The sequence below is a fragment of the Paenibacillus nanensis genome, from assembly GCF_003583765.1.
Classification (GTDB): domain Bacteria; phylum Bacillota; class Bacilli; order Paenibacillales; family Paenibacillaceae; genus Pristimantibacillus; species Pristimantibacillus nanensis.
Genome location: NZ_QXQA01000022.1, coordinates 59,864 through 83,072, shown reverse-complemented (window position 1 = coordinate 83,072; position 23,209 = coordinate 59,864). Strand labels below are relative to the sequence as shown.

The window sequence follows — 23,209 nt, the reverse complement described above, 5'->3', positions numbered from 1 at the left end:
GTGCCGTACCTCTCTCTCAGAAAAAATGTCTGGCGTGTACATCGCCGTTGACAGGATAAATTCTATATGCGGATTATGAACGGAGCGTGAACGTTACATTACAAATTATACGGATCTGCTTAGGCATTACGGGAAGGGGAACGCTGCAACGGCGTCTAATCCCCCTTCGGACCGTTCGAGGGAATGCGGCGCTGCGCGAAGAAAGGCTAGTTTGGAATGGACGAGGCATTGGGTGAGGACTTGGCCGGTGTTGTTGACGATTGCGTTATTTTTCGTTTCAAGAGTGAAAGGATGACGGAAGTGACGGCAATAGATAACACGGAGATGAGCCCGTTCAGAAGGGAAAAGGAGGCCAAGCTGGTTAATACCACGATAAAATCGAATAGAAAGTTTGTTTTGCCGGGATTGATGCCATGCCTCTTATGAAGATAGAGGGCGAGGAGAGTCGCGCCGCCGAGAGAAGCGCCATTTCGAAACAGTGCCGTAATGCCTATGCCAATAAGGATTCCTCCCACGATTGAGCCGGCAAGGGGCGGCATAACAAAGTCCGGGAGGTGGGAGTCGACGGAAGTCATAGCAGTTAGTATGGCGATTGCGATGATCGTTTTGACGGTAAAGGCTTTGCCCATGAAGAAGCAGGAGAACAAAAAGAAGGGCAAGTTGAGCAGGGCGAACAAAATAGGAAACGAGCTGCCGAGCAGAGGCGCAAGACTGAGCGATAGTCCCGCTGTGCCCCCGGTTACGATTCCCGCATGCCGCAGCAGGAGAAGGCCGCTGGCCGTGATCAAACAACCGATTGCAATTTGAAGCCATTTTTGCATGACAACCTTCATTTTGGAGCCTGTCATTAGCCGCATTTTGCATGCACCACCTGGATGTCGATTTATATATTTAGAATACAGGAGTCGAATGCAGCGATATATGTTAAACTGAACCAATTCCATGTTAAAATAGATAACATTGAATCAAATTTAGGATTGAATGCATCAAAATGAAAGGTGGCTGAGAGGTATGGACCAATTGGATCGAACACTGCTTGAATTGCTGCAGGAGGACGGCCGGATGACCGTTAGCGAGCTGTCCAAAAGATTGGCTCTAAGCCGCCCGAGCGTATCGGAGCGATTGCTGCGTTTGCAGGAAAGAGGGGTTATTACGGGGTTTGGCGCCCGCGTATCGCCCGCGGCAGTCGGCCGGAATATACAGCTCATCATTCAGATCAGCGAGCTTAAAGTAGCGCCGCACGAATTCGAGAAACGGATTGTGCTCGACGCAGATGTGCTCGAATGCCACCGGGTAACGGGAACCGTCAGCTATGTGATCAAGGCGGCCGTGACCGGGATGGACGCGCTTAGCACGCTTGTCGAGAGGCTGCTGCCGTACGGCAACGTCAATACTTCCGTTATATTGTCCTCTCCGGTTATTAACCGGCATGTGCTGCCGCAGGAGTAACTGACACGCCGCATCCGGTTTGCCCGGCCTCTGCAATGTTGTTATAATGCCCTCATATATGAAAGGGGCGGATGCGGTTTTGCGAAAACAATTATGGATTGGCGGGAGCTGGCGGGAGGCAAAAGCATATGAGGAGCTGCGATCGCCTTATTCGGGCGAGCTTCTTGCTGAGATTGCTTTAGCCGGCGCGGAGGAGACGCAGGACGCGATTGCCGCGGCGCATGCGGCACGTCAAGCGATGAGGGCGATGCCTTCGCATGAACGGGCGGCTATTCTGGAACGGGTAGCGTCTGCGCTGAACGCGCGGCGGGACGAGGCGGCGCGCCTCATTGCGGCGGAGGCGGCGAAGCCGCTCAAATATGCGCTCGCGGAGGTCGACCGGACGGTGCAGACGTACAAGTTCTCGGCCGAAGAAGCGAAGCGGATACACGGCGAGACAATCGCGCTGGACGCGGCTCCCGGCGGCGAAGGCCGGCTCGCGTATACGAAGCGCGAGCCGCTTGGCGTGATCGGGGCGATTACGCCGTTTAATTTTCCGATGAACCTGGTCGCCCATAAGGTGGGGCCTGCCATTGCCGCCGGCAACACGGTTGTGCTGAAGCCGGCGGAGCAAACGCCGCTGTCGGCATTGTTCATCGGAGAGCTGTTCCATGAAGCCGGATTGCCGGCAGGGGCGCTTAATATTGTAACCGGCCACGGACATGTTGCGGGCGAGGCGATCGTGACGGACGAACGCGTCGCGAAGCTGACGTTCACGGGCAGTCCGGAGGTCGGGAAAAGCATCCGCGCGAAAGCGGGTCTGAAGCGGGTTACACTCGAGCTCGGCTCGAATGCGGCTCTAATCGTCGATAAGGACGTCGATGTGCCGCGGATTATTGCGCGCTGCGTGATGGGGGCATTCTCCAATCAGGGGCAGGTGTGCATATCTTTGCAGCGGGTATATGTGCACGAAGCCCTCTTTGAGGCATTCGCGCGGCAATTCGTGGAGTTTGCCTCGCGTCTGAAACTAGGCGATCCGCTTGATCCGGATACCGATGTGTCGGCGATGATAGCGGAGAAGGAGGCGCGGCGCGCGCTTGCTTGGATTGAAGAAGCGAAGGCGGCGGGCGCGAACGTCCGGTTAGGCGGCGTCATCGAAGGCGGCATGTTGAAGCCGACGGTGGTTACCGATGCGGGAGATACGCTGCAGGTTTCCTGCAAGGAAATTTTTGCTCCTGTTGTCGTGCTGCACAAGGTCGGCTCCATGGAGGAGGCGTTCCAACGGGTGAATGATTCCCGTTACGGCCTGCAGGCAGGCATCTACACGAACAGCCTGCAGATGGCGCTCCGAGCGGCGGACGAGCTGCAGGTAGGTGGCGTTATGATCAATGATATCCCGACGTTCCGCGTGGACCATATGCCGTATGGCGGGGTGAAGGAAAGCGGATTAGGACGCGAGGGCATACGGTACGCGGTGGAAGAGATGACGGAGCTGAAGCTCGTCGTGATCAATCGAAACGAATAATGAAGGTATAGAGCGCCGTCCCCGGCAATTGGGGCGGTGCTTATTTTTTTGCTAGATTTAAGCATCCGGTCGTATGCACCGATTAAGCCTGCCCTCTTCTGCAAAAGTGTAATCTAAAGTTCACGTTCCGTTCATAAACGGAGGTTAGAATCCAAGTGAAGTTCTAATTGATAATGACTCTCACTTGGAGGCTGACAGAAGTGGACGCAACAGGAAAAGGATATAAGAAAAGGCTTGGCGGCTTGCTGCTTCTCGCCATTCTCGTGTCAGGCTGCAGCTCCGCGGCTGCCGGCCAAGGTGACGGTGCGGGCTCGCTCGTCATCCGGGATGCCGCAGACCGGGAGGTCTTACTGCCAGGGGCGCCAGAAAGAATTGTCGCACTGGGCAATGGAGAGGTTGATATCGTCTACGCCCTAGGAGGAGAAGTCGTAGGCAGACCTGAAGACAACGGCGGATTGCCTGAGGCGGTACAGGATGTGCCGATCGTCGGGTCCGTTCATACGGTGGATTTGGAAAAAATCGCGGCGCTGCGTCCCGACGTTGTGCTCGGCAACGAGCCGATCAACCGAGGCGATATTCCTCAGCTGGAAGGGATCGGAGCGAAGGTTGTTTTGACGGAGGCGAATTCGATCGCGGACATCCGGGACCAGATCAAGCTCATCGGCCAGCTGACGCAGCGGGAGGAGCGGGCATCGGCGCTCACCGCGGAGCTGGACGCGAAGCTTGCGGAATGGAGCGGACGAACGGGGGCGGAGCGGACGGCGCTAATGGTGTACGGCGCTCCGGGCACTTATTTGGCCGCGCTGCCCAATTCGCTTGCCGGCGATTTGCTCGAGACGGCGGGCGGCGTGAACATCGCTTCGCAGTTTCCTCGGATGCAGAGCTACCCGCAGTATGCGCAGCTCAATACGGAGCGTGTCGTTGAAGCGGAGCCTGACGTTATTTTCATTATGACGCACGGCAATCCGGAGGAGGTGCAGGAGGGCTTCATAAGGGAGATGGAGGACAATCCGGCATGGAGCTCGCTTGCCGCCGTGCGCGAGGGCCGCATCCATACCCTTCCTGCCGATCTGTTCGGAACGAATCCCGGCACGCGGATTATCGATGCGCTGCAGCTGCTAGGGGAGCTGCTGGAGCCATGAGCCTGAGCCTTCAGACGAGGAATAGCCGCAGGCGCTGGCTGGGATGGCTGGCGCTGCCTGCAGCGATGGCTTCCGTTCTATACGGAGTGGGGAGCGGCTCCGTCCCTTTGACCGTAACGGAGATCGTTCAAGTGCTGTTCGGGGACGGCACCGCCGTTCATGAATCGATCGTGTGGAACATTCGGCTTCCCCGCGTGTTAGTGTGCTTGCTGGCAGGCGCGTGTCTGGCCGCTTCGGGCGCGCTGCTGCAAGGCGTCCTGCGCAATCCGCTCGCCGACCCGGGCATTATCGGCGTCTCTGCCGGCGGAGGGCTCGCAGCCGTCATAGCGCTAGTGCTGTTCCCGCAGTTCGGATATTTGCTGCCGGGATTCGCTTTTGCCGGCGCGCTAATTGCCGCGCTGGCCATTTATTTGCTCGCATGGGACGGAGGCAGCTCCCCTGTGAAGATCGTGCTGGCCGGCATTGCAGTGAATGCGCTGCTCGGAGCGGTCATGAACGGCATCATGGTGCTGAACAGCGACCGGATCCAAAGCGTTATTCCATGGCTGGCGGGGGGCTTCAGCGGCCGGAGCTGGCCGCATCTGCAATTTATGCTGCCGTATGCGCTGGTCGGTCTGGCGTTGACGCCTTTTGCCGCGAAGACGTCGAACCTGCTGATGCTGGGCGATCAGTCGGCGCAGTCGCTCGGGCAGCATGTCGAAAGGCAGCGTTTTTTAATCGTTGCGCTGGCGTCGCTGCTAGCGGGAGCCGCCGTCAGCGTCGCCGGGCTGATCGGCTTTGTCGGGCTGATCGTGCCGCATGCGGTGCGTCTATTCATCGGGGACGACTATCGGTTTCTGCTGCCCTTCTCCATTGCCGGAGGAGCGGCGTTGACGGTTATTGCCGATACCGCCGCCCGCAGCTGGTTCGATCCGCTGGAGCTGCCCGCCGGCATTTTGCTGGCTGCCATAGGCGCGCCGTTTTTCCTGATCCTGCTGAAGAGAAGGAGGCTGCTGAGATAGATGGCCATTCACATTAATGAGCTGACGTACGAGCAGGAGCGTTTCGGTCTGCAGGCTGCGGATGTGGGGATACCGAAAGGCAAAATGACTGCCATCGTCGGCCGCAACGGCTCCGGAAAGTCAACCTTGCTGAGGCTGATCGCGAGGCTGACGAAGCCGGATAGCGGGAGCATTCAGTATGAAGGCGAACCGGGCGAAGCCTACGACCGGAGGACGTTCGCCCGGCTGGTATCCGTGCTCAGCCAAGAAAAAGGCGCGATGCCGGACATGACGGTGCGGGAGCTGGTCGCACTCGGCCGGGCGCCGCGTCAGTCCGCCTTTCGCAGCAGGCTGACGCCGGAAGACGATCAAGCCGTGGACCGCGCGTTATCGGTCATGGGTGTCCGGCATTTGGAGGACCGGCTGGTCCATTCGCTGTCCGGCGGAGAACAGCAGAAGGTGAGAATCGCAATGTCGCTTGCGCAGGAGTCGCCCATCATGCTGCTGGATGAACCGACAACGTATCTGGACATGTCGCATCAGCTGGAGCTGATGGAGACGCTGAAGCGCCTTAACCGGCAGATGGGGCTTACGATCGTGATGGTTCTCCATGATCTGCAGCAAGCCGCGGCTTATTGCGATCACCTGATCGCGATGGATGACGGACGGATTGCGGCCAGCGGGCCGCCGCGCGAGGTCATAGACCGGCGCTTTATGTTAAGCGTGTTCGGAGTAGTCGCCCGAATCGAGTTCGGGGGCGATTACCCTGTCATTGTACCTATACCCCAACAAACCGAGGAGGAGAACAAAATGGTCATTGTAACCAACGTATCGCAAATTACGAAAGGCAACGGAATGAAGCTGATCGAACGCTTTAACAAGGTGGGCAAGGTAGAGGGAATGAAAGGCTTTCTCGGCCTTGAGGTGATGCTCACGGAAAACACGAAGGAATACGACGAAGTGACAGTCAGCACCAAATGGGAGAGCAAAGAGGATTTTCAAGCTTGGACGCGCAGCGAAGCGTTCCGGGAATCTCACGCTCATCGCCAGACGCCGGACTACATTTTATCGAACAAAATTTCATTCTACGATGTGTTGGTCGTCCGCAAGCCTCTTGATTTGGAAGAGCAGACGGAGCAGGCTGAGCAGCAAATCGTATAGGAAAACGGCTTCGACAAGGGGCTTCCGTGTGGCCGGCTCGCCTTCGGGAGCTCTTTGCATAAGCTTGAAGAATGTATCATCGCAAAAGGTACGACCCTTAAGAATACCAAGGTATCTCCATCTGAGATAAAAACCTATTGACAGGATCTGTCATCCATTGGTAGCATATCTATTGATAATAATTATCATTATCAAATAACTGAAACGGTTTGAAAAGGTGCAAGGGCTTTTAAAGATAGGATCTCTATTCGTGAGGCAAGTACATACAGAAGCCAAAGAAGTAGAGGCTGATCAATCGGCGTTACACGAGGGGAAGGGAACAAGTTGACGAAGCGAATACAAAAAGCCGCATACGGCTTGTTAGTTATATGCTTATGCTTTTTCGGGCTGTCGGGCGCAGCGCTTGCAAGCGCCATGCCGGAGGATGGCGCGTACGAGGCGAATTACGTGGTGCTGCAGGCGGATAACGACAATGTCTCGATGGCGAATGACTATTGGGAGAAGCCGGCCAAGGTAACGATCAAGAACGGCAAAGCGACGGTGCGGCTGTCCATTAACCACAGCAAATGGGTCACCGAGTTTAAGGTGCCTAGCGGCAGCAGCTATGCGGATGCGAAGGTTGTTGTGTCGAACAAAAAAGACGATATCCGCACGGTAGAGTTCAGCGCGGATATAACAAGCCCAATTATTTCGAAAATCCATGTCACCGTGCCGGACATCGATTATGATCACGATTACACGATCCGGCTGGTGTTTGACCTGGAAAGCTTAGAGCGAACTGAAGGGGCGAAGCCGTCGGCAACGGAGGAGGTTAAGCCAACGGCGACTGCGAAGCCGTCGGCAACGGCTAAGCCGACAGCGGCGGCGAAACCATCGGAGAAGCCGGCTTCTGCGGGAGAAGCAGCCGAGACCGCAAAGCCCGAGGCTGCCAAGAAGCCTGCCGCGGCGACGGCAGCCCCATCCGCAACCGTCCAGTCCACAGCTGGGAACACGGCGGCGGGGGGAACGGAAGCGGAAGGAGGGAAGCAGACGGAAGCGAGCGGGAGCTCGGGAGCAAAAGCCGAGACGGAGCCTGCTGCGGAAGCTGGCGAAGCGGCGCCAACCTCATCGCCTGCTCCTTCCGATGAAGCGGATACGGGCACGCCTGAGGCCGATCAAGGGGGAGGCGGAGACGGTGATAACGGAACAGAACAGGCTGGAGAGTCCACGGGGGCGGAAGCGGCCGATATTCAAACCGCTTCAGCGGAAATTGCCGCCGAGGGTGATGCCGGCGGCGTGACGTCGTCCGGCATGATCTGGTGGACGCCGCTTGCGGTAGGACTGCTGCTAGCAGGAGGAGGCACCTATGTCTGGAAAAAGAAACGCGGCTAACCGTCAGCGGCGATGGAGGAATAACATGCGATGAACAAATGGAGATGGGAATGGAAGGCGATTCTGCTGCCGCTTATTCTAGCGACCCTGCTGATCGGACTTGCGGGGTGCGGTAACAGCGGTAACGAAGGTGCGGCGCAGAACGCCGAGCCGCCGAATTCTTCAGCGGATGCTGATCCAGCCGCGCCGGCATCGGCAGAGCCGACGGCGTCCCCAGAGACGGAGCGCCGGATTGTATCGACGACGGTCGCGATTACGCAAATCATGGATTTGCTCGAAATCGATCTGGTTGGGATCCCGAAAAGCGTGAAGACGCTGCCGGCGCGTTATGAAGGCGTAACGAAAGTGGGCAACCCGATGAGCCCGGACATGGAGCTCGTGAAGTCGCTTAAGCCGACCGAGGTGTTGTCCGTGACGACGCTCCAATACGACTTGGAGCCGGTGTTCGAAAACGCTGGAATTGAGGCATCCTTCCTGGACTTGACGAGTCTTGAGGATATGAAGGCAGAAATTTTGAAGCTGGGTGAAAGGTACGGGAGGCAGGAGCGGGCAGCCGAGATTGTAGCCGAATATGACGAGAGCCTGAGCAAGATTCGGGCCGCGGCGGAAGGCAAGCAGCCGCCGACCGTTCTTATCCTGCTTGGCGTGCCAGGCAGTTACTTGGTTGCGACGGAGCATTCGTATATTGGGGACTTGGTGAAGCTGCTCGGAGGCGTCAATATCGTTCAGGGCGAGAAGGTGGAGTTTCTAGCCTCGAATACAGAGTATCTTCAGCAGGCGAATCCGGATGTCATCCTGCGCGCCGCGCATGGCATGCCGGAGGAGGTCGTCAAGATGTTCGATGAAGAGTTTAAGAAAAACGATATTTGGCAGCATTTCAAAGCTGTCCAGACGGGACGCGTATACGATCTGGAGGAAAGGCTGTTCGGCACGACGGGCAATTTGGAGGTAACCGAAGCGCTGGAAGCTCTGCTGCCTATGCTCTATCCTTAATCCAAGCGAAGGAACGAAGAAACGATGATGAAAAAGACAGGCGTATTTGTTCTGACAGCCGCGCTGCTGGTAGCTGTCGCCGTCTTTTCGGCGATGACGGGAAGCATCCGCGTATCGGTCGGGGATCTCATCGCAGGGCTGTTAAGCGGAGCGAACGAGCAAGTCGAGATCATTAAAGATTTGAGGTTTCCCCGCATTCTTGTATCGATGCTGGCAGGAGCGGCGCTTGCTGTCTCGGGCGCCCTGCTGCAGGCGGTCATGAAAAACCCGCTCGCGGAACCCGGCATCATCGGCATTTCGGCGGGAGCGGGATTCGTGTCGATTACAATGGTCACGATATTCCCCATGCTGTATTTCTGGTCGCCGCTGTTCTCTGTGCTGGGGGGAGCGTTCGCCTGTTATCTGGTGTATTCGTTGTCATGGAAGACACAGCTGAATCCGCTCCGCCTCATTTTGGTCGGCATCGCGATTAACGCGACGTTCAGCGGTCTCGGCCAATCGTTTAATTACCGCGGAAGCTATGCGGTGACGAGCGTGAACCAAGCGGTATCCTCCATCTTCACCATGAAGACGTGGGAGGACGTGTACATAATGGCCCTCTTCGGGGGTATCGGCTTGTTCATCGCCCAATGGCTGGGGCCGTGGTGCAACATGCTGGCGTTCCGGGATGAGACGGCCCGCAATCTGGGGCTGCGAGTCGTCCGTGTGCGGCTCGTCATTTCAGCGGTTGCCGTCCTGCTGGCCTCGGTGGCGACGGCGATCGGCGGTTTGATCATGTTCGTCGGTTTGCTGGTCCCGCATATCGGCAGAACGGTCTTGGGGACGAACTTCAAGCTGCTTCTCCCTTTCTCCGCGCTCGGAGGAGCGCTTCTTGTCCTCATGGCGGACACTTTGGGACGAACGGTTCTCGCCCCGAACGAAATACCGGCTTCTATTATTATGGCGGTCATCGGAGGGCCTTTCCTCATTATGATGCTGAAAAGAAGCGACCGCTTGAACAAGTAGACAATGACACGTCTTAGGCCAAAGGAGGTTAGGGAATAAACATGAAGCATGTGCTGATTACGGACGACGATGCGCCCAACCGTACGTTGCTCAGCCACTTTTTGACCAAGGAGGGCTTTCGGGTATTCGAGGCGCAGAACGGCCGCGAAGCGATGGCGACGCTCGAGAAGCAATCCGTCGACCTCGCGATATTCGACATCATGATGCCGGAGATCGACGGATTCGCGCTTTGCGAGCATACGCGCAAAAACTACGACATTCCGATCATCCTGCTGACGGCCCGCGATCAGCTGAGCGACAAGGAGCTTGGCTACGCCAAAGGAACGGACGATTATTTGACGAAGCCGTTCGAGCTGCCGGAGCTCCTGTTCCGGGTCAAAGCGCTGTTCCGCCGTTATTCCCTGGCCTCCAGCGATAAGATTCGGCTGAGCAACCTCGTTATTGACCGGAAAAATTACGAGGTGGTGGACGGAGACGCGGTCATGCTCCCGCCTTTGAAGGAATTCGAGCTGCTTGCCCAATTAGCCGAGTATCCGGGACGGGTATTTACCCGCGACGAGCTGATCCGCCTCATCTGGGGAACCGACTACGCGGGTGATGAAAGGACGGTTGATGTTCATATCAAGCGGCTGCGCAAAAGATTCCCCGAGGCCGAGAAAGGTTTCGCTATTCAGACAATCCGGGGGATCGGCTACAAGCTTGAGGTGTCCGTCTCATGAAGTCGATCTATTTGCGCGTATTATTCGTCACGATCTACACCATCGCGATCTGCGGATTTCTCGGCTTTTATGTCGCCAATCTGTACGACCATTGGGCGCTGAAGCCCCGTCTGGACGCCAAGCTCCTCCAAATGGCCTCCAGTATCGGCGCCCATATGGAGCGATTCCCCGATCGGGCCGGCGATTTTTTGTCGAACGCTGCGGGACTCGGCTACCAAATCTATTTGCATGATGCCGCCGGCAATGACATGTTCTACGGAGGGGCGTTCCAGAAGCGGGATTTGCCGGAGGAAACGGTGCATCGCGTGCTGTCGGGGGAAGAGTTTCACGGCATCGCAACGTACCCGTACCGGCCGTTCGTGCCCAGTTATTTCGATAATCGGCTCAGCAACTCGGTCGGCATTCGGGTGATGGTGGAGGGCGAGCCGGTTGCGCTGTTTTTGAGGCATGATACGAGACTGCAGTTTGACGAGCTGCAGGTTTTTTTTGTGCTGATGTATGCTCTGACCATCCTGTTCAGCATCCCGTATCTGCTGTTCAGCACCCGCTACCTGGTGCAGCCGATCGTACGGCTGACAGAGGCGACCAAGCGCGTGGCGCAAGGCGACTTCAATTTGCGGCTGCCTACGAGCAGAAAGGATGAGATCGGGAGGCTGGCCTCGCATTTCCGTGACATGGCCGCGCGGCTTGAAAGGATGGACCGATCCAAAAAAGAGTTTGTAGCGAACGTCTCCCATGAGATTCAGTCTCCGCTAGCATCCATTCAAGGGTTTGCGGATTCGCTTCTAAGCGAGAACCTGGAGCCTGAACGCATCCGGCATTACGCCGAAATTATCGGACAGGAGACCCGGCAGCTGACAAAGCTCAGCAAGCAGCTGCTCCTGCTTTCCACGCTGGAGCATGGGAGCGACGCGGTATGCAAGGGGACATACCTCCTGCAGACGCAGCTGAGACAAGCGCTTCAGCTGTTTGAGTGGCAGCTTGCGGAGAAGGAAATTGCTGTTCGGATGGTGGTGCCGGCGGGAATGACCGTTTATGGGGATGAGGTTTTGCTTATGCAGATCTGGACCAATCTATTGTCAAATGCGGTGAAGCATATTCCCCCCGAGCGTTCGATCGAGATCGAGGCGAAGAAGACGGGCGGGGAGTCTGTCGTATGCATTTCGGATAACGGCGACGGAATCGAGCCTCGGCACATCCCTTATTTGTTCGACCGGTTCTACAGGGGAGATGCCGCCAGACAACGCGGAGAGGGCAGTACGGGACTAGGCCTATCCATTGTGCAAAAGATCGTTCATCTGCACGGAGGAACGATTGAGGCTGCGAGCGAGACCGGAATGGGAACGACATTCCGCGTACGGCTTCCGGAAGGGGAGAACGAACGGCTCGAATCCGTGCAAAAGGTATAAATCAAACGTCGGTGCATCACCCTAAAGATGACGACGTTTTTTGCTTTTTTTAGAAGAAGTATAATTGTCTGAAAATTTGGCCTATACGTATTGACCTTCGTTCATTTTTGCGTATAATAAAATTAAAGTCAAAGAAAGTCAAAGTCAATCACTCCTATCCGCTTTGACTTCTGACTGGCAATCAATCAGGGAGGTTGGTGGTTTGCGTAACATTTCCGATCTCATTGAACAGTATTTGAAGCATATGCTGGATAGCAGCGACGAAGGCGCGATCGAGATTCAACGCAACGAGCTGGCGGATAAGTTTTCCTGTGTGCCGTCGCAGATCAACTACGTCATCAGTACCCGGTTCACGCTGGAGAAAGGATACATGGTTGAAAGCAAGCGCGGAGGCGGAGGCTATATCCGAATACAACGCGTGGATCTGCCGGCGCTGAAGTCGATTCAGTTCCACATTGAACAGACGATAGGAGAGAGCGTGGACCAGGCGGCCGCGGAGGGGCTGATTTATCAGCTGGAGGAAGCGGACCTCATTAGCAAGAGGGAAGCGAATCTGCTGCGCGCGGCGGTCAATCGGGACACGATTGCGGTCATGCTGCCGCTCCGCGATGAGATGCGGGCCAGGCTGCTGCGATCGATGCTCATTTCATTACTAGTCAAATAGGAAGGGGGAACGAGGCTTTGTTCTGCCAAGAATGCGGCAAGAGGCCGGCTACACTTCATTTTACGAAAATTGTAAATGGCGACAAGACGGAGTTCCACATTTGCGAAAGCTGCGCGCGCGAGAAAGGGGAAGGCATTCCGGGCACACCGAACAGCTTCTCCATCCATAGCTTGCTGTCAGGCCTTCTGGATTTCAATTCCCCCGGCAGCGCGGCGCACAGCCAGCTGTCGCCGCAAAGCGTGCGCTGCGAGCAGTGCGGACTGACATACGCACAGTTCAGCAAAATCGGGCGCTTCGGCTGCAGCAACTGCTATAACGCGTTTGCGGACCGGCTTGATCCGCTGCTGAAGAGAGTGCACAGCAGCACGTCGCATAATGGAAAAATTCCGAAGCGTTCCGGTGCGCAGATTGGGTGCAAGCGGGAAATCGAACAGCTGCGCCGGGAATTGCAAACCTACATCGAGCAAGAGGAATTCGAGCAAGCGGCTACGCTTCGAGACCGCATCCGCGAATTGGAGCGCAAGCTCGCGGAGCTGTAGTCATAGTTTAGTAAAGAGGTCATTCAGTTTGCTACAAACTTTAAGCATATGGTTTCGACGTAAGTTTGCTACACAAGCCGTAACCCGGCTTCTGCTACACAAACTTTAAGTTTTTGCTTACGATGCAAGTTTGCTACACAAGCCGCAACCGGCTTCTGTTACACAAACTTTTAAGGAGTGAGCCTGTTGACGAAGCATCGATTCTCGGAGGATGCGCTTAGCGATTGGATGCGCGGTACGGGACCGGATTCCGACGTGGTCATCAGCAGCAGGGTGCGCGTCGCGCGCAACTTGCGCAATCAGCCGTTCCCGATGCTGGCGACGAGCCAGCAGGCGGCGGAAGTGCTGAATCGGCTTACCGAGGTAAGCCGGTCCGGAAAGCTTGATGCCTACGGCCGCTTCGATACGATCCTGCTCTCCGACCTAAGCGAGCTTGATAAGCGGGTGCTGGTCGAGAAGCACTTGATCAGCCCGAACCTCGCCAACGAATCGCGCGGGGGAGCGGTTATCCTTAGCGAAAATGAAGCGGTCAGCATCATGATTAACGAAGAGGACCATCTGCGCATCCAATGTTTGTATCCCGGTTTTCAAATCGGGAAAGCGTGGACATTGGCGAGCGGAATTGACGATATATTCGAGGATGCCGCCGATTACGCTTTTGACGAGAAAAGAGGTTATCTGACGACTTGTCCGACGAATGTCGGCACCGGCATCAGGGCGTCGGTGATGATGCATTTGCCGGCGCTTGTGCTGACACAGCAGATTAACCGCATTTTGTCGGCGGTTACGCAAGTCGGGCTGGCCGTCAGAGGATTGTATGGGGAAGGCAGCGAGGCGCTGGGCAATCTGTTTCAAATCTCGAATCAGGTCACACTCGGCCAGTCCGAGGATGAGATAATCGAGAACCTGCACGGCGTCGCAAGGCAAATTATCGAGCACGAGCGGGCGGCCCGCAAGCGTCTTTTGGAGGAATCGCGCATTCGTATTGAAGACCGGGTGAACCGATCATTCGGTATTTTGTCGCATGCCGCGATTATGGATTCGAAGGAAGCGGCGCAGCGGCTGTCGGATGTCAGACTCGGCGCCGATCTGGGACTGCTGAAGGAAGTGACGCCGAATGTGCTTAACGAGCTGCTCGTCATGACGCAGCCGGGCTTTCTTCAACAGACGTTTAATGAAAAAATGAGCCCGGAACAGCGGGATATCCGGCGGGCGGAGCTTATACGAGACCGATTAAACGGTAAAAATGATCATGGGGGTGTAGAACGATGATGTTCGGAAGATTCACGGAACGAGCGCAGAAGGTGCTTGCGCTTGCACAAGAGGAAGCGGTTCGTCTAGGTCATAACAATATTGGGACCGAGCATATTTTGCTGGGACTTATTCGAGAAGGGGAAGGCATTGCGGCGAAGGCTTTGACAGGCCTTGGTCTTGGTCTCGAGAAAATTCAAGATGAAGTGGAAGCGCTGATCGGCCGCGGTCAGGAGCAGCCTAACAATATCGCCTATACGCCTAGAGCGAAAAAGGTGATCGAGCTGTCGATGGATGAGGCGAGAAAGCTCGGCCATACTTACGTTGGCACGGAGCATATTTTGCTTGGCCTCATTCGCGAAGGAGAGGGCGTTGCGGCACGAGTGCTGAACAATCTGGGCATCAGCTTGAACAAAGCGCGCCAGCAAGTGCTGCAGCTGCTAGGAAGCAGCGAGGCGGTGTCGAGCAATCACGGCTCGCAGTCTAACGTCAGCACGCCGACGCTGGACGGTCTTGCGAGAGACCTTACCGCTTACGCGAAGGAAGGCAATCTGGATCCGGTTATCGGCCGGAGCAAAGAAATCGAGCGCGTGATCCAGGTGCTAAGCCGCCGGACCAAAAACAATCCGGTGCTGATCGGGGAGCCGGGCGTCGGTAAAACGGCGATTGCGGAAGGCTTGGCCCAAAAAATTATCGCCAACGAAATTCCGGAGACGCTGCGCGACAAACGCGTCATGACGCTGGATATGGGTTCCGTCGTTGCCGGCACGAAGTACCGCGGCGAGTTCGAGGACCGGTTGAAAAAAATTATGGATGAGATCCGCCAGGCGGGCAACATCATCCTGTTCATCGATGAGCTGCATACGCTGATCGGAGCGGGCGGCGCGGAAGGCGCGATTGACGCTTCGAATATTCTAAAGCCTGCGCTTGCGCGCGGCGAGCTGCAGTGCATCGGCGCGACGACGCTGGACGAATACCGCAAATATATCGAGAAGGACGCAGCGCTCGAGCGCCGCTTCCAGCCGATAACGGTCGACCAGCCTTCCGTTGAGGAAGCGATTCAAATTTTGCACGGTCTGCGCGACCGTTACGAAGCGCATCACCGCGTCAAAATTACGGACGAATCGATCGAGCAAGCGGTGAAGCTGTCGGACCGTTACATTACGGACCGGTTCCTGCCGGACAAAGCGATCGACCTGATCGACGAGGCAAGCTCCCGAGTAAGACTGAACTCTTACACGGTACCGCCAAATCTGAAGCAGCTGGAGAACCGTCTGGAGGATATCCGCAAAGAGAAGGACGCGGCGGTTCAAAGCCAAGAGTTCGAGAAGGCGGCGGCGCTTCGCGATACCGAACAGAAGATTCGCGAAGAGCTCGATATGACGAAGAACCAATGGAAAGAGAAGCAGGGCCGCACCGATTCCGAGGTAACGCCGGACGATATCGCGCAGGTGGTGGCAAGCTGGACCGGCATTCCGGTCGTGAAGCTGGCTGAAGAGGAAACCGAGCGCCTGATGAAGATGGAATCCATTCTTCATGACCGCGTAATCGGCCAAGAGGAAGCCGTCAAATCGGTTGCCCGCGCGATCCGCAGGGCGAGAGCGGGTCTGAAGGATCCGAAGCGTCCGATCGGCTCGTTCATCTTCTTGGGGCCAACCGGCGTCGGTAAAACGGAGCTGGCTCGCGCGCTTGCCGAAGCTATGTTCGGCGATGAAAATGCGGTGATCCGCATCGACATGTCGGAATATATGGAGAAGCATTCGACCTCCAGACTGGTCGGAGCGCCTCCGGGCTATGTCGGCTACGAGGAAGGCGGACAGCTGACCGAGAAGGTTCGCCGCAAGCCGTACTCCGTTGTGCTCCTCGATGAAATCGAGAAGGCGCATCCGGAAGTATTCAACATCCTGCTGCAAGTGCTCGAAGACGGCAGATTGACGGACTCCAAAGGCCGCGTCGTCGACTTCCGCAATACGCTGATCATTATGACGTCGAACGTCGGCGCGGATCAAATCAAGAAAAATTCGTCGCTCGGCTTCACGGCGGTGCAGGATGCGGGCCGCGAGTTCGCTGTGATGAAGGATAAAGTGCTCGCCGAGCTGAAAAAATCGTTCCGTCCGGAGTTCATCAACCGGATCGACGAAACGATTGTTTTCCACTCGCTTGGCGAAGAGCATATCGCTCAGATCGTAACGCTGATGTCCGACGAGCTGCGCAAGCGCCTGCGCGAGCAGAACGTGGAGTTTACGCTTACCGATGCGGCGAAGGCGTTCCTGGCGAAGGAAGGCTACGACCCGCAGTACGGAGCGCGTCCGCTGCGCCGCGCGATCCAGAAGCATATCGAGGACCGTCTGTCCGAGGATCTGCTGATGGGCGTCATTCAGAAGGGCGATACCTTCGTGATCGACGAGAAGGACGGCCAGCTTGTGGTCAACAAAACGGAAAAAGCGCCGGCTCAGGAAGAGGAATCGGCGGCGAAATAAGAATGCTCACGAATAAACCGGCAGCGGGAAGCTGCCGGTTTTTTTATGGATATTGCTTGTTTTTCCGGAATAGCATCATGTATGGTTGTTTTATATATCCGATTCTGGGGGAGGAAACCAAACCGTGAACAAGCATTCGAACGCCATCGCGAAGCGAATATCGGAGCTTGAACAATATCGCCCGCCGCTGACAGCAAGAGAGAATCTGCATACATACTGGGATGAGACATTAAAGCAATATGCCAATAAGCCGCTCAACGCGACGAAGGAAAAAGCAGACACCCCGATGCCTTACGTCGATGCCTACAAGGTCACCTACGAAGGCTTTGACGATACGCCGATTCATGGATGGTATTTGCGTCCGCGGTTTGCTAAGGCCGAAAAGCTGCCTTGCGTCGTTTGGTTTCATGGCTATAGCGGCAACAAGGGGTACCCTGAAGATTTCGGCCGGTTTTTGTTAATGGGGATTTCCGTGTTCACCGTCGATGTCCGCGGACAAGCGGGGGAAACCGGGAATCACATGGCGAATACGTTCGGCATGACGAGCGGCTGGATGACCCAAGGGATTCTCGACAAGGACACTTGCTATTATAAAGCGATCACGCTTGACGCGCTTAAAGCGTTGGAGTGGGCGGCTTCCGAGCCGTCAGTCGACCCTGCGCGCATCTGCGCGGCAGGCGGCAGCCAAGGCGGCGGACTGGCGATGATCGCGGCGGCGCTCAGCGACAAAGCGGCGATAGCCGTTGCCGATATCCCGAATATGTGCCATATGGATTTCGGCATTCTGAACTCGACCGGCTCGTTATCCGAAGCGGCGAGATTCGTGTCCCAATTCCCGGAGCAGCTGGATACGGTGCTGGAGACGCTGAGTTATTACGACAATATGAATTTGGCGTCCGCCATCCGGATCCCGATTCTCGTGTCATGCGGGCTGAAGGATACGGTGTGTATGCCTGAGACCGTCTATGCCGCGTATAATCGAATCGATTCGGAAAAAGAGATGCATGTTTATCCGTTTAACGGGCACTTCTTGAACGCCTTTCATCATCGGAAGGTGATGGAATTTATCGCGAGGCATTTTGGCTTGGCGCAAAATGGCAGATAGCTTAAACCAAACAACCGGCAGCCTCTCGCTGCCGGTTGTTTGTTTGCAAGAAAGTGAGGCTTCCGCTCACGTGAATAAGGGTCATTTCAATGTAATGGTTTTGGACCATGGTTTTTTATCCTTCATTTTTCCATAGGAGCATCCTCTGGTCATCCGTCCTCAAGCCCCAGTTTAACGGCCGGTTGTGTCCATCGTGTGTACGAGGCATGGTTTTCGGAAGACCATCAACGAACGGCTCATAAAAACCGATAAGGAAATTAAGGGCATCGTTATCCGCAAAGTGCCTTTCTTGGCACAAGATAAAATGGTAAACTTTGAAGAAGAGATTTAGTAGAAGGAGCACGGAATGGCCAAAATAAAAACGAAATTCGTGTGTACCGAATGCGGCAACGAATCGCCGAAATGGCTCGGGAAATGCCCGGGCTGCCACGCTTGGAACACGATGGTCGAAGAGAAAGAGACGGTCGTGAAGACGAAGGGCGTCGGCTTATCGGGAATCCATACGAAAGAAAAGCCTCAATCGATCATACATATAGAAAGCGGGCAAGAACCGCGCATCGAGACGCGAATGGCCGAGCTTAACCGGGTGCTCGGAGGAGGCGTCGTGCCGGGCTCGCTTATTCTGGTCGGCGGCGATCCCGGCATCGGGAAATCGACGCTGCTCCTGCAAACCTCTCATGCGCTTGCGAGCAAAGGGCTGAAGGTGCTGTACATATCGGGTGAGGAGTCCGTCCGTCAGACGAAGCTGCGCGCAGACCGGCTGGGCGCGTTGACGGAGACGCTGTATGTATTGTGCGAGACGAATATGGAGCAAATTAACGATGCCATCGAATCGGTACAGCCGGATTTCCTCGTGATCGACTCGATTCAGACGGTATTTGACCCGAGGGTTGAATCCGCGCCGGGGAGCGTATCGCAGGTGCGGGAATGCACAGCCCACTTCATGCGGGTTGCCAAGATCAAAGGCATCGCCACCGTACTGGTTGGACATGTGACGAAAGAAGGCGCGATCGCGGGGCCGAGACTGCTGGAGCATATGGTGGACTGCGTGCTTTATTTCGAAGGCGAGCGTCACCATACGTACCGCTTGCTGCGGGCCGTGAAGAACCGCTTCGGCTCAACGAACGAAATCGGTATTTTTGAAATGGGAGAACAGGGACTTCGCGAGGTTTCGAATCCGTCCGAGCTGTTCCTCTCGGAACGTCCGCTCGGCGTATCCGGCTCCACCGTCGTCGCGAGCATGGAAGGAACCCGTCCGGTTCTGGTCGAGCTGCAAGCGTTGGTGGCGACGACGAACTTCCCATCCCCTCGAAGGATGTCCACGGGGATTGACCATCACCGGATGGCGCTTATCATTGCGGTGCTCGAGAAGCGTAACGGCATGTTCCTGCAGACGCAGGATGCTTATCTTAACGTAGCGGGCGGCGTGAAGCTGGACGAACCGGCGGTCGATTTGGCCGCAGCGGTCAGCCTCGCCTCCAGCTTCCGGGATGCGCCGACCAAGCCGTATGACGTTATTTTTGGAGAGGTAGGCCTAACTGGGGAGGTTAGAGCCGTATCGAGAGCCGAGCAGCGCGTGAAGGAAGCGGAGAAGCTGGGCTTCAAAAGGGTGATCATGCCAGAGAAAAGTCTCAAAGGCTGGAAAGCGCCTGACGGCATTGAGATCATTGGAGTAAGCACAGTAGCGGAAGCACTTAAGGCGGCGCTTGGATAGGGGGCATAATCATGAAAGAACCGACTCAGCAGGAAGTGATGAATCAGTTATTGCAATTAGTTGCGCCAGGCACCCCTTTCCGGGAAGGGCTAGAGAATGTGCTTAGAGCGAAGACGGGCGCGCTTATTGTCGTTGGCTACAGCCCGGAAGTAATGGAAGTGGTGGATGGCGGCTTTTCCATCAACTGCGATTTTTCGCCTAACTACTTATATGAGCTGGCCAAGATGGACGGGGCCATCATTATGAGCGAGGATATGAGGCGGATTCTGTACGCGAACACGCAGCTTATTCCGAACAGCTCGATCCCGTCGATCGAGACGGGCATCCGGCATCGTACGGCCGAGCGGGTGGCCAAGCAGACGGGCAAGCTCGTCGTGTCGATCTCGCAGCGGCGCAATATCATTACGCTGTACCAGGGAAACCTGCGCTATTCGCTTAAAGATATGGGCGTTATCCTGACAAAGGCGAACCAAGCCATTCAGACGCTTGAGAAATATAAAGCGGTGCTTACCCAGTCCTTCACGAATTTGTCCGCGCTTGAATTCGAAGAACTGGTGACGCTGCAAGAGGTTGCTCATGTGATTCAGCGCGTCGAGATGGTGCTTCGCATTAAGATGGAGATCAGCCGATATGTCAACGAGCTAGGCACGGAGGGACGTCTTATCAGCATGCAGATGGATGAGCTGGTAGGGGGCGTCGAGGAGGATGCATGGTTCCTTCTCAAGGATTACGCCAAAGACAACTCCGACGAGAAAATTCGCGAAATCCGGAACGGCCTGAAGAAGCTGAGCTCGGAGGAGCTGCTTGACGCATCTCCGGTCGTGCGATTGATCGGATACCCGCAGACGAACAATATGGCGGACGAATCCGTATCGCCGCGCGGCTATAGACTGCTTAATAAAATCCCGAGACTGCCGCTGATCATTATGAACAATTTGGTGGAACGTTTTGGACATCTCCCGCATATCTTAATGGCGACGATTGAAGAATTGGACGAGGTGGACGGAATTGGCGAAGTGCGCGCCCGTGCGATAAAAGACGGGTTAAAGCGCATTCAGGAACAGATGTTCATTGACAGACAAATTTAATTCTCATACAATTGATTGAATGTGTTCCAAACATTAACCGGCTGAGCAGGTTCGGCATTGGGGCATAGTAGAGAAGAGGTGGATTAGATGATCGCAAAATCGATACCGAGCCTTCTCACGGTTGGCAATTTGTTTTTGGGTATAATCGCCATTATCTTGGTGTTCAACGAGAAGCCGGAGATGGCGGCGGTGATGGTGCTGATCGCCATGCTGCTGGATGGCGTGGACGGCAGAGTGGCAAGAGCCCTCAATGCCCAAAGCGAATTTGGCAAAGAACTGGACTCTTTATCCGATGTTATCTCATTTGGCGTAGCGCCGGCCTTTATTATGTATGTCGTGGCCTTTCAGGACTTAAGTCCTGCGCTTGCCTGGATCGTAACCGCCATATTTCCGATTTGCGGCGCGCTTCGACTCGCCCGGTTTAATGTGATTACAAGCCACGCGGGGTATTTTATCGGTTTGCCGATTCCGGCCGCCGGGGGCGTGCTTGCGACTTTAGCTTTGTTTAAAGACGATATTTCGGTAGGTATTCTGCTTACATGCTCACTCGTTCTGTCCTTCTTAATGGTCAGCACGATTCGATATCCGAATTTCAAGAAGGTCGGCATTCCGCGCAGCGCGGTCTGGGCCGTGCCGATTATTATCGTGATCGCTATCGTATTAGGACTGCTCTTCGAAAATCAATTGTCGAAAATCTTGTTTGTTCCGCTGCTTTTATATGCGTTGTACGGATTAAAAAAAAACGTTGACCGCCGTCTGCCGAAACGGGCTCGCAAACGCGGCAAGGCGAAAAATGACGCTGACGACTCGGCGCAAAGCGAGAAGCCGGCATAGTCTAATCGATCGGTATTTAAATGAAAGAACGTTCCCTGTGGCCGCAAGCGGCCGGGAACGTTCTTTTTTCATGCGAATCGGTTGTTGATTCTGGCCTTAGGTCAAGTTGAAAAGTCCAAGCGTCGAGCATTTGTTATGTTCTTCGGCGACCACTTCGTCCAGTTGAATTTGAAGCAGATTACATAATGCGGTCATATAAAACAAATTACGTCCGAGCTCGCTTTTTATGACATCCTCGCAATGCTCGCACAGCTCGCCGGAAAGATGATTGTCCACCGTTTGTTTCGCATTCTCCAAATTCAATTCATCGGAGTAATGCTGCTTGCGGGCATTTAATTCAATGCAGCCGCAGTCCGTTACCGCTTTGGTTACTGCCCTGTTGACGGATGCGCTGGATTGGCCAAGCTTAGACATGACATCCAGCAGGCTTCGATGCCGCAGCAATAGCTCGGAAACTTGCTGCTGGAATTGTTCTAATGTTGGAGCACTCATGGATTCCACCTCATTCACCCACTTTGTAGGAAGTAATCACCTTTTCATTATAATCCTCCCTGCAGCCGTTTTCCACATGTCATAAGATATTGAACATTTTACCTATTGCCACGATTAACGATGGAAAGATTGGAACATAATTGTAATGGAGGTGAACCATTATGGTTAGACGAATAATTCAGGCGATCGGTTTATTGTTTGGCGGAATAGCAGGCAGCGAGATTAATGGATGGGTGAACGGGTCGTCCGCTTGGACAAGCTCTTCCTCATTCGGCATGCTGCAGCAATCCGGCACTTATTACATGAATGTAGCGGTAGGAGCCCTAATCGGCATGATTGCGGCAACGGTTCTGGCGGGTCCGGCCATTCGGTTAATGCAAAGAGGCGTTGAGGTTACGGCGGAAATGCCGCTTCGGCAATTATTATCCGGATCGGGCGGCTTGCTGGCCGGATTGCTGCTGGCCGTGCTGCTGTACCCGGCGGTATCCGAGCTAAACGGCGTTGGCGTTCTGCTTCCAGCGGTAATGGCGCTGGCATTCGGTTATGTCGGGCTGCGGATCGGACTGTCGAAGCAGGAAGAGATCGCTGCAGGGATTACGGCGCTTGCCGAGAAGCAGCGGCCGGTCGCGGTGCCGGAGGAAACCCGGGGCTACGAGGAGCATAAGATTTTGGACACCAGCGTGATCATTGACGGACGCATTGCGGATATTTGCAAAACGGGGTTTATTGAAGGCACGCTCGTCATTCCGGAATTCGTGCTCGAGGAGCTGCAGCATATCGCGGATTCATCCGACCTGCTGAAGCGTAACCGGGGCCGCAGAGGGCTTGATATTTTGAACAAAATTCAGAAGGAGCTCGATGTGAAGGTGCTGATCTACGAAGGAGACTTCGAGGAGATCGGCGAGGTGGACAGCAAGCTGGTGAAGCTGGCGAAGGCGCTCCGCGGCAAAGTCGTCACCAACGACTTCAACCTGAACAAAGTATGCGAGCTGCAAGGCGTATCCGTACTGAACATTAACGATCTTGCCAATGCCGTTAAGCCGGTTGTGCTGCCGGGAGAAGAAATTATTGTTCAAGTGATCAAGGATGGCAAGGAGCATGGGCAAGGCGTCGCTTATCTCGACGACGGAACGATGATCGTTGTGGAAGGCGGAAGGGACTACATCGGAACAACGATGGAAGTGCTGGTGACGAGCGTTCTGCAGACGTCTGCGGGCCGTATGATATTTGCCAAGCCGAAGCTGTTGGAAAAAGCGCTGTAACAAGGTATGATAGTACTATTGTACAGCGCGTAACCGAACGGATGCCG

General features: G+C 55.3%; 21 protein-coding genes. 19 read left to right on the top strand and 2 right to left on the bottom strand.

Going from position 1 to position 23,209, the window contains the following annotated elements; genetic code table 11:
- Positions 1-206 precede the first annotated feature (206 nt).
- Positions 207-821: a YitT family protein gene (locus tag D3P08_RS24980; RefSeq protein WP_119602859.1), complete on the bottom strand. Its 615-nt coding sequence runs from the start codon at positions 819-821 to the stop codon at positions 207-209.
- A 190-nt stretch (positions 822-1,011) separates the two neighbouring features.
- Between D3P08_RS24980 and D3P08_RS24975 the strand changes: the two genes are divergently transcribed.
- The 18 genes from D3P08_RS24975 to pssA all read left to right on the top strand — a co-directional run bounded on the left by D3P08_RS24975 (position 1,012) and on the right by pssA (position 21,408).
- On the top strand, positions 1,012-1,449 hold the full coding sequence (locus tag D3P08_RS24975; protein ID WP_119602851.1) for an Lrp/AsnC family transcriptional regulator: 438 nt from the start codon (positions 1,012-1,014) through the stop codon (positions 1,447-1,449).
- Between the two features lie 58 nt (positions 1,450-1,507).
- A complete protein-coding gene (locus D3P08_RS24970) occupies positions 1,508-2,953 on the top strand; it encodes an aldehyde dehydrogenase family protein (RefSeq protein ID WP_119602850.1) in 1,446 nt (481 codons plus the stop codon).
- A gap of 200 nt (positions 2,954-3,153) precedes the next feature.
- Entirely contained in the window at positions 3,154-4,095 is a 942-nt protein-coding gene (locus D3P08_RS24965) for an ABC transporter substrate-binding protein (RefSeq protein WP_240647739.1), read from the top strand.
- Positions 4,092-5,096, top strand: a complete 1,005-nt coding sequence (locus D3P08_RS24960; RefSeq protein ID WP_119602848.1) for a FecCD family ABC transporter permease — start codon at positions 4,092-4,094, stop codon at positions 5,094-5,096. The genes D3P08_RS24965 and D3P08_RS24960 overlap by 4 nt, the downstream gene beginning before the upstream one ends.
- Positions 5,097-6,236, top strand: a complete 1,140-nt coding sequence (isdG, locus tag D3P08_RS27950) for a heme oxygenase (RefSeq protein ID WP_119602847.1) — start codon at positions 5,097-5,099, stop codon at positions 6,234-6,236.
- 324 nt (positions 6,237-6,560) lie between these two features.
- Entirely contained in the window at positions 6,561-7,607 is a 1,047-nt protein-coding gene (isdC, locus tag D3P08_RS24950; RefSeq protein WP_162848595.1) for a heme uptake protein IsdC, read from the top strand.
- A gap of 30 nt (positions 7,608-7,637) precedes the next feature.
- Positions 7,638-8,600 carry a heme ABC transporter substrate-binding protein IsdE gene (gene isdE, locus D3P08_RS24945; RefSeq protein WP_119602845.1) on the top strand — a complete coding sequence of 321 codons (963 nt, stop codon included), beginning with the start codon at positions 7,638-7,640 and terminating at the stop codon, positions 8,598-8,600.
- 24 nt (positions 8,601-8,624) lie between these two features.
- Positions 8,625-9,605 carry a FecCD family ABC transporter permease gene (locus tag D3P08_RS24940; protein WP_119602844.1) on the top strand — a complete coding sequence of 327 codons (981 nt, stop codon included), beginning with the start codon at positions 8,625-8,627 and terminating at the stop codon, positions 9,603-9,605.
- 41 nt (positions 9,606-9,646) lie between these two features.
- Complete coding sequence (locus D3P08_RS24935; protein ID WP_119602843.1) at positions 9,647-10,324, top strand: response regulator transcription factor; 678 nt, start codon at positions 9,647-9,649, stop codon at positions 10,322-10,324.
- Complete coding sequence (locus tag D3P08_RS24930; protein WP_119602842.1) at positions 10,321-11,733, top strand: sensor histidine kinase; 1,413 nt, start codon at positions 10,321-10,323, stop codon at positions 11,731-11,733. The genes D3P08_RS24935 and D3P08_RS24930 overlap by 4 nt, the downstream gene beginning before the upstream one ends.
- Positions 11,734-11,935: 202 nt before the next feature.
- Positions 11,936-12,397 carry a CtsR family transcriptional regulator gene (locus D3P08_RS24925; RefSeq protein WP_119602841.1) on the top strand — a complete coding sequence of 154 codons (462 nt, stop codon included), beginning with the start codon at positions 11,936-11,938 and terminating at the stop codon, positions 12,395-12,397.
- 17 nt (positions 12,398-12,414) lie between these two features.
- A complete protein-coding gene (locus D3P08_RS24920) occupies positions 12,415-12,936 on the top strand; it encodes a protein-arginine kinase activator protein McsA (RefSeq protein WP_119602840.1) in 522 nt (173 codons plus the stop codon).
- Positions 12,937-13,122: 186 nt separating this feature from the next.
- Complete coding sequence (locus tag D3P08_RS24915) at positions 13,123-14,208, top strand: protein-arginine kinase McsB (protein WP_119602839.1); 1,086 nt, start codon at positions 13,123-13,125, stop codon at positions 14,206-14,208.
- Positions 14,205-16,667, top strand: coding sequence for an ATP-dependent protease ATP-binding subunit ClpC (clpC, locus tag D3P08_RS24910; protein WP_119602838.1), 2,463 nt, complete (start codon positions 14,205-14,207; stop codon positions 16,665-16,667). The genes D3P08_RS24915 and clpC overlap by 4 nt, the downstream gene beginning before the upstream one ends.
- 124 nt (positions 16,668-16,791) lie before the next feature.
- Positions 16,792-17,772, top strand: a complete 981-nt coding sequence (locus tag D3P08_RS24905) for an acetylxylan esterase (protein ID WP_119602837.1) — start codon at positions 16,792-16,794, stop codon at positions 17,770-17,772.
- A 346-nt stretch (positions 17,773-18,118) separates the two neighbouring features.
- On the top strand, positions 18,119-19,486 hold the full coding sequence (gene radA / locus D3P08_RS24900; RefSeq protein ID WP_119602836.1) for a DNA repair protein RadA: 1,368 nt from the start codon (positions 18,119-18,121) through the stop codon (positions 19,484-19,486).
- 11 nt (positions 19,487-19,497) lie between these two features.
- Positions 19,498-20,574: a DNA integrity scanning diadenylate cyclase DisA gene (disA, locus tag D3P08_RS24895; RefSeq protein ID WP_119602835.1), complete on the top strand. Its 1,077-nt coding sequence runs from the start codon at positions 19,498-19,500 to the stop codon at positions 20,572-20,574.
- 87 nt (positions 20,575-20,661) lie between these two features.
- The gene (gene pssA, locus D3P08_RS24890; RefSeq protein ID WP_119602834.1) at positions 20,662-21,408 is read left to right on the top strand and encodes a CDP-diacylglycerol--serine O-phosphatidyltransferase; all 747 of its coding nucleotides are present in this window, start codon (positions 20,662-20,664) and stop codon (positions 21,406-21,408) included.
- A 96-nt stretch (positions 21,409-21,504) separates the two neighbouring features.
- Here pssA and D3P08_RS24885 read toward each other — a convergent pair whose 3' ends face one another.
- Positions 21,505-21,900: a nucleoside triphosphate pyrophosphohydrolase family protein gene (locus D3P08_RS24885; RefSeq protein WP_119602833.1), complete on the bottom strand. Its 396-nt coding sequence runs from the start codon at positions 21,898-21,900 to the stop codon at positions 21,505-21,507.
- A 161-nt stretch (positions 21,901-22,061) separates the two neighbouring features.
- Between D3P08_RS24885 and D3P08_RS24880 the strand changes: the two genes are divergently transcribed.
- A complete protein-coding gene (locus D3P08_RS24880) occupies positions 22,062-23,162 on the top strand; it encodes a PIN/TRAM domain-containing protein (protein ID WP_119602832.1) in 1,101 nt (366 codons plus the stop codon).
- Positions 23,163-23,209 lie beyond the last annotated feature (47 nt).

Bases quoted from the DNA above. Each gene is read 5' to 3' on its own strand.
- D3P08_RS24980 (WP_119602859.1), bottom strand. From the start codon at position 821: ATGCAAAAATGGCTTCAAATTGCAATCGGTTGTTTGATCACGGCCAGC.
- D3P08_RS24975 (WP_119602851.1), top strand. From the start codon at position 1,012: ATGGACCAATTGGATCGAACACTGCTTGAATTGCTGCAGGAGGACGGC.
- D3P08_RS24970 (WP_119602850.1), top strand. From the start codon at position 1,508: ATGAAAGGGGCGGATGCGGTTTTGCGAAAACAATTATGGATTGGCGGG.
- D3P08_RS24960 (WP_119602848.1), top strand. From the start codon at position 4,092: ATGAGCCTGAGCCTTCAGACGAGGAATAGCCGCAGGCGCTGGCTGGGA.
- isdG (WP_119602847.1), top strand. From the start codon at position 5,097: ATGGCCATTCACATTAATGAGCTGACGTACGAGCAGGAGCGTTTCGGT.
- isdE (WP_119602845.1), top strand. From the start codon at position 7,638: ATGAACAAATGGAGATGGGAATGGAAGGCGATTCTGCTGCCGCTTATT.
- D3P08_RS24940 (WP_119602844.1), top strand. From the start codon at position 8,625: ATGATGAAAAAGACAGGCGTATTTGTTCTGACAGCCGCGCTGCTGGTA.
- D3P08_RS24935 (WP_119602843.1), top strand. From the start codon at position 9,647: ATGAAGCATGTGCTGATTACGGACGACGATGCGCCCAACCGTACGTTG.
- D3P08_RS24930 (WP_119602842.1), top strand. From the start codon at position 10,321: ATGAAGTCGATCTATTTGCGCGTATTATTCGTCACGATCTACACCATC.
- clpC (WP_119602838.1), top strand. From the start codon at position 14,205: ATGATGTTCGGAAGATTCACGGAACGAGCGCAGAAGGTGCTTGCGCTT.
- radA (WP_119602836.1), top strand. From the start codon at position 18,119: ATGGCCAAAATAAAAACGAAATTCGTGTGTACCGAATGCGGCAACGAA.
- disA (WP_119602835.1), top strand. From the start codon at position 19,498: ATGAAAGAACCGACTCAGCAGGAAGTGATGAATCAGTTATTGCAATTA.
- pssA (WP_119602834.1), top strand. From the start codon at position 20,662: ATGATCGCAAAATCGATACCGAGCCTTCTCACGGTTGGCAATTTGTTT.
- D3P08_RS24885 (WP_119602833.1), bottom strand. From the start codon at position 21,900: ATGAGTGCTCCAACATTAGAACAATTCCAGCAGCAAGTTTCCGAGCTA.
- D3P08_RS24880 (WP_119602832.1), top strand. From the start codon at position 22,062: ATGGTTAGACGAATAATTCAGGCGATCGGTTTATTGTTTGGCGGAATA.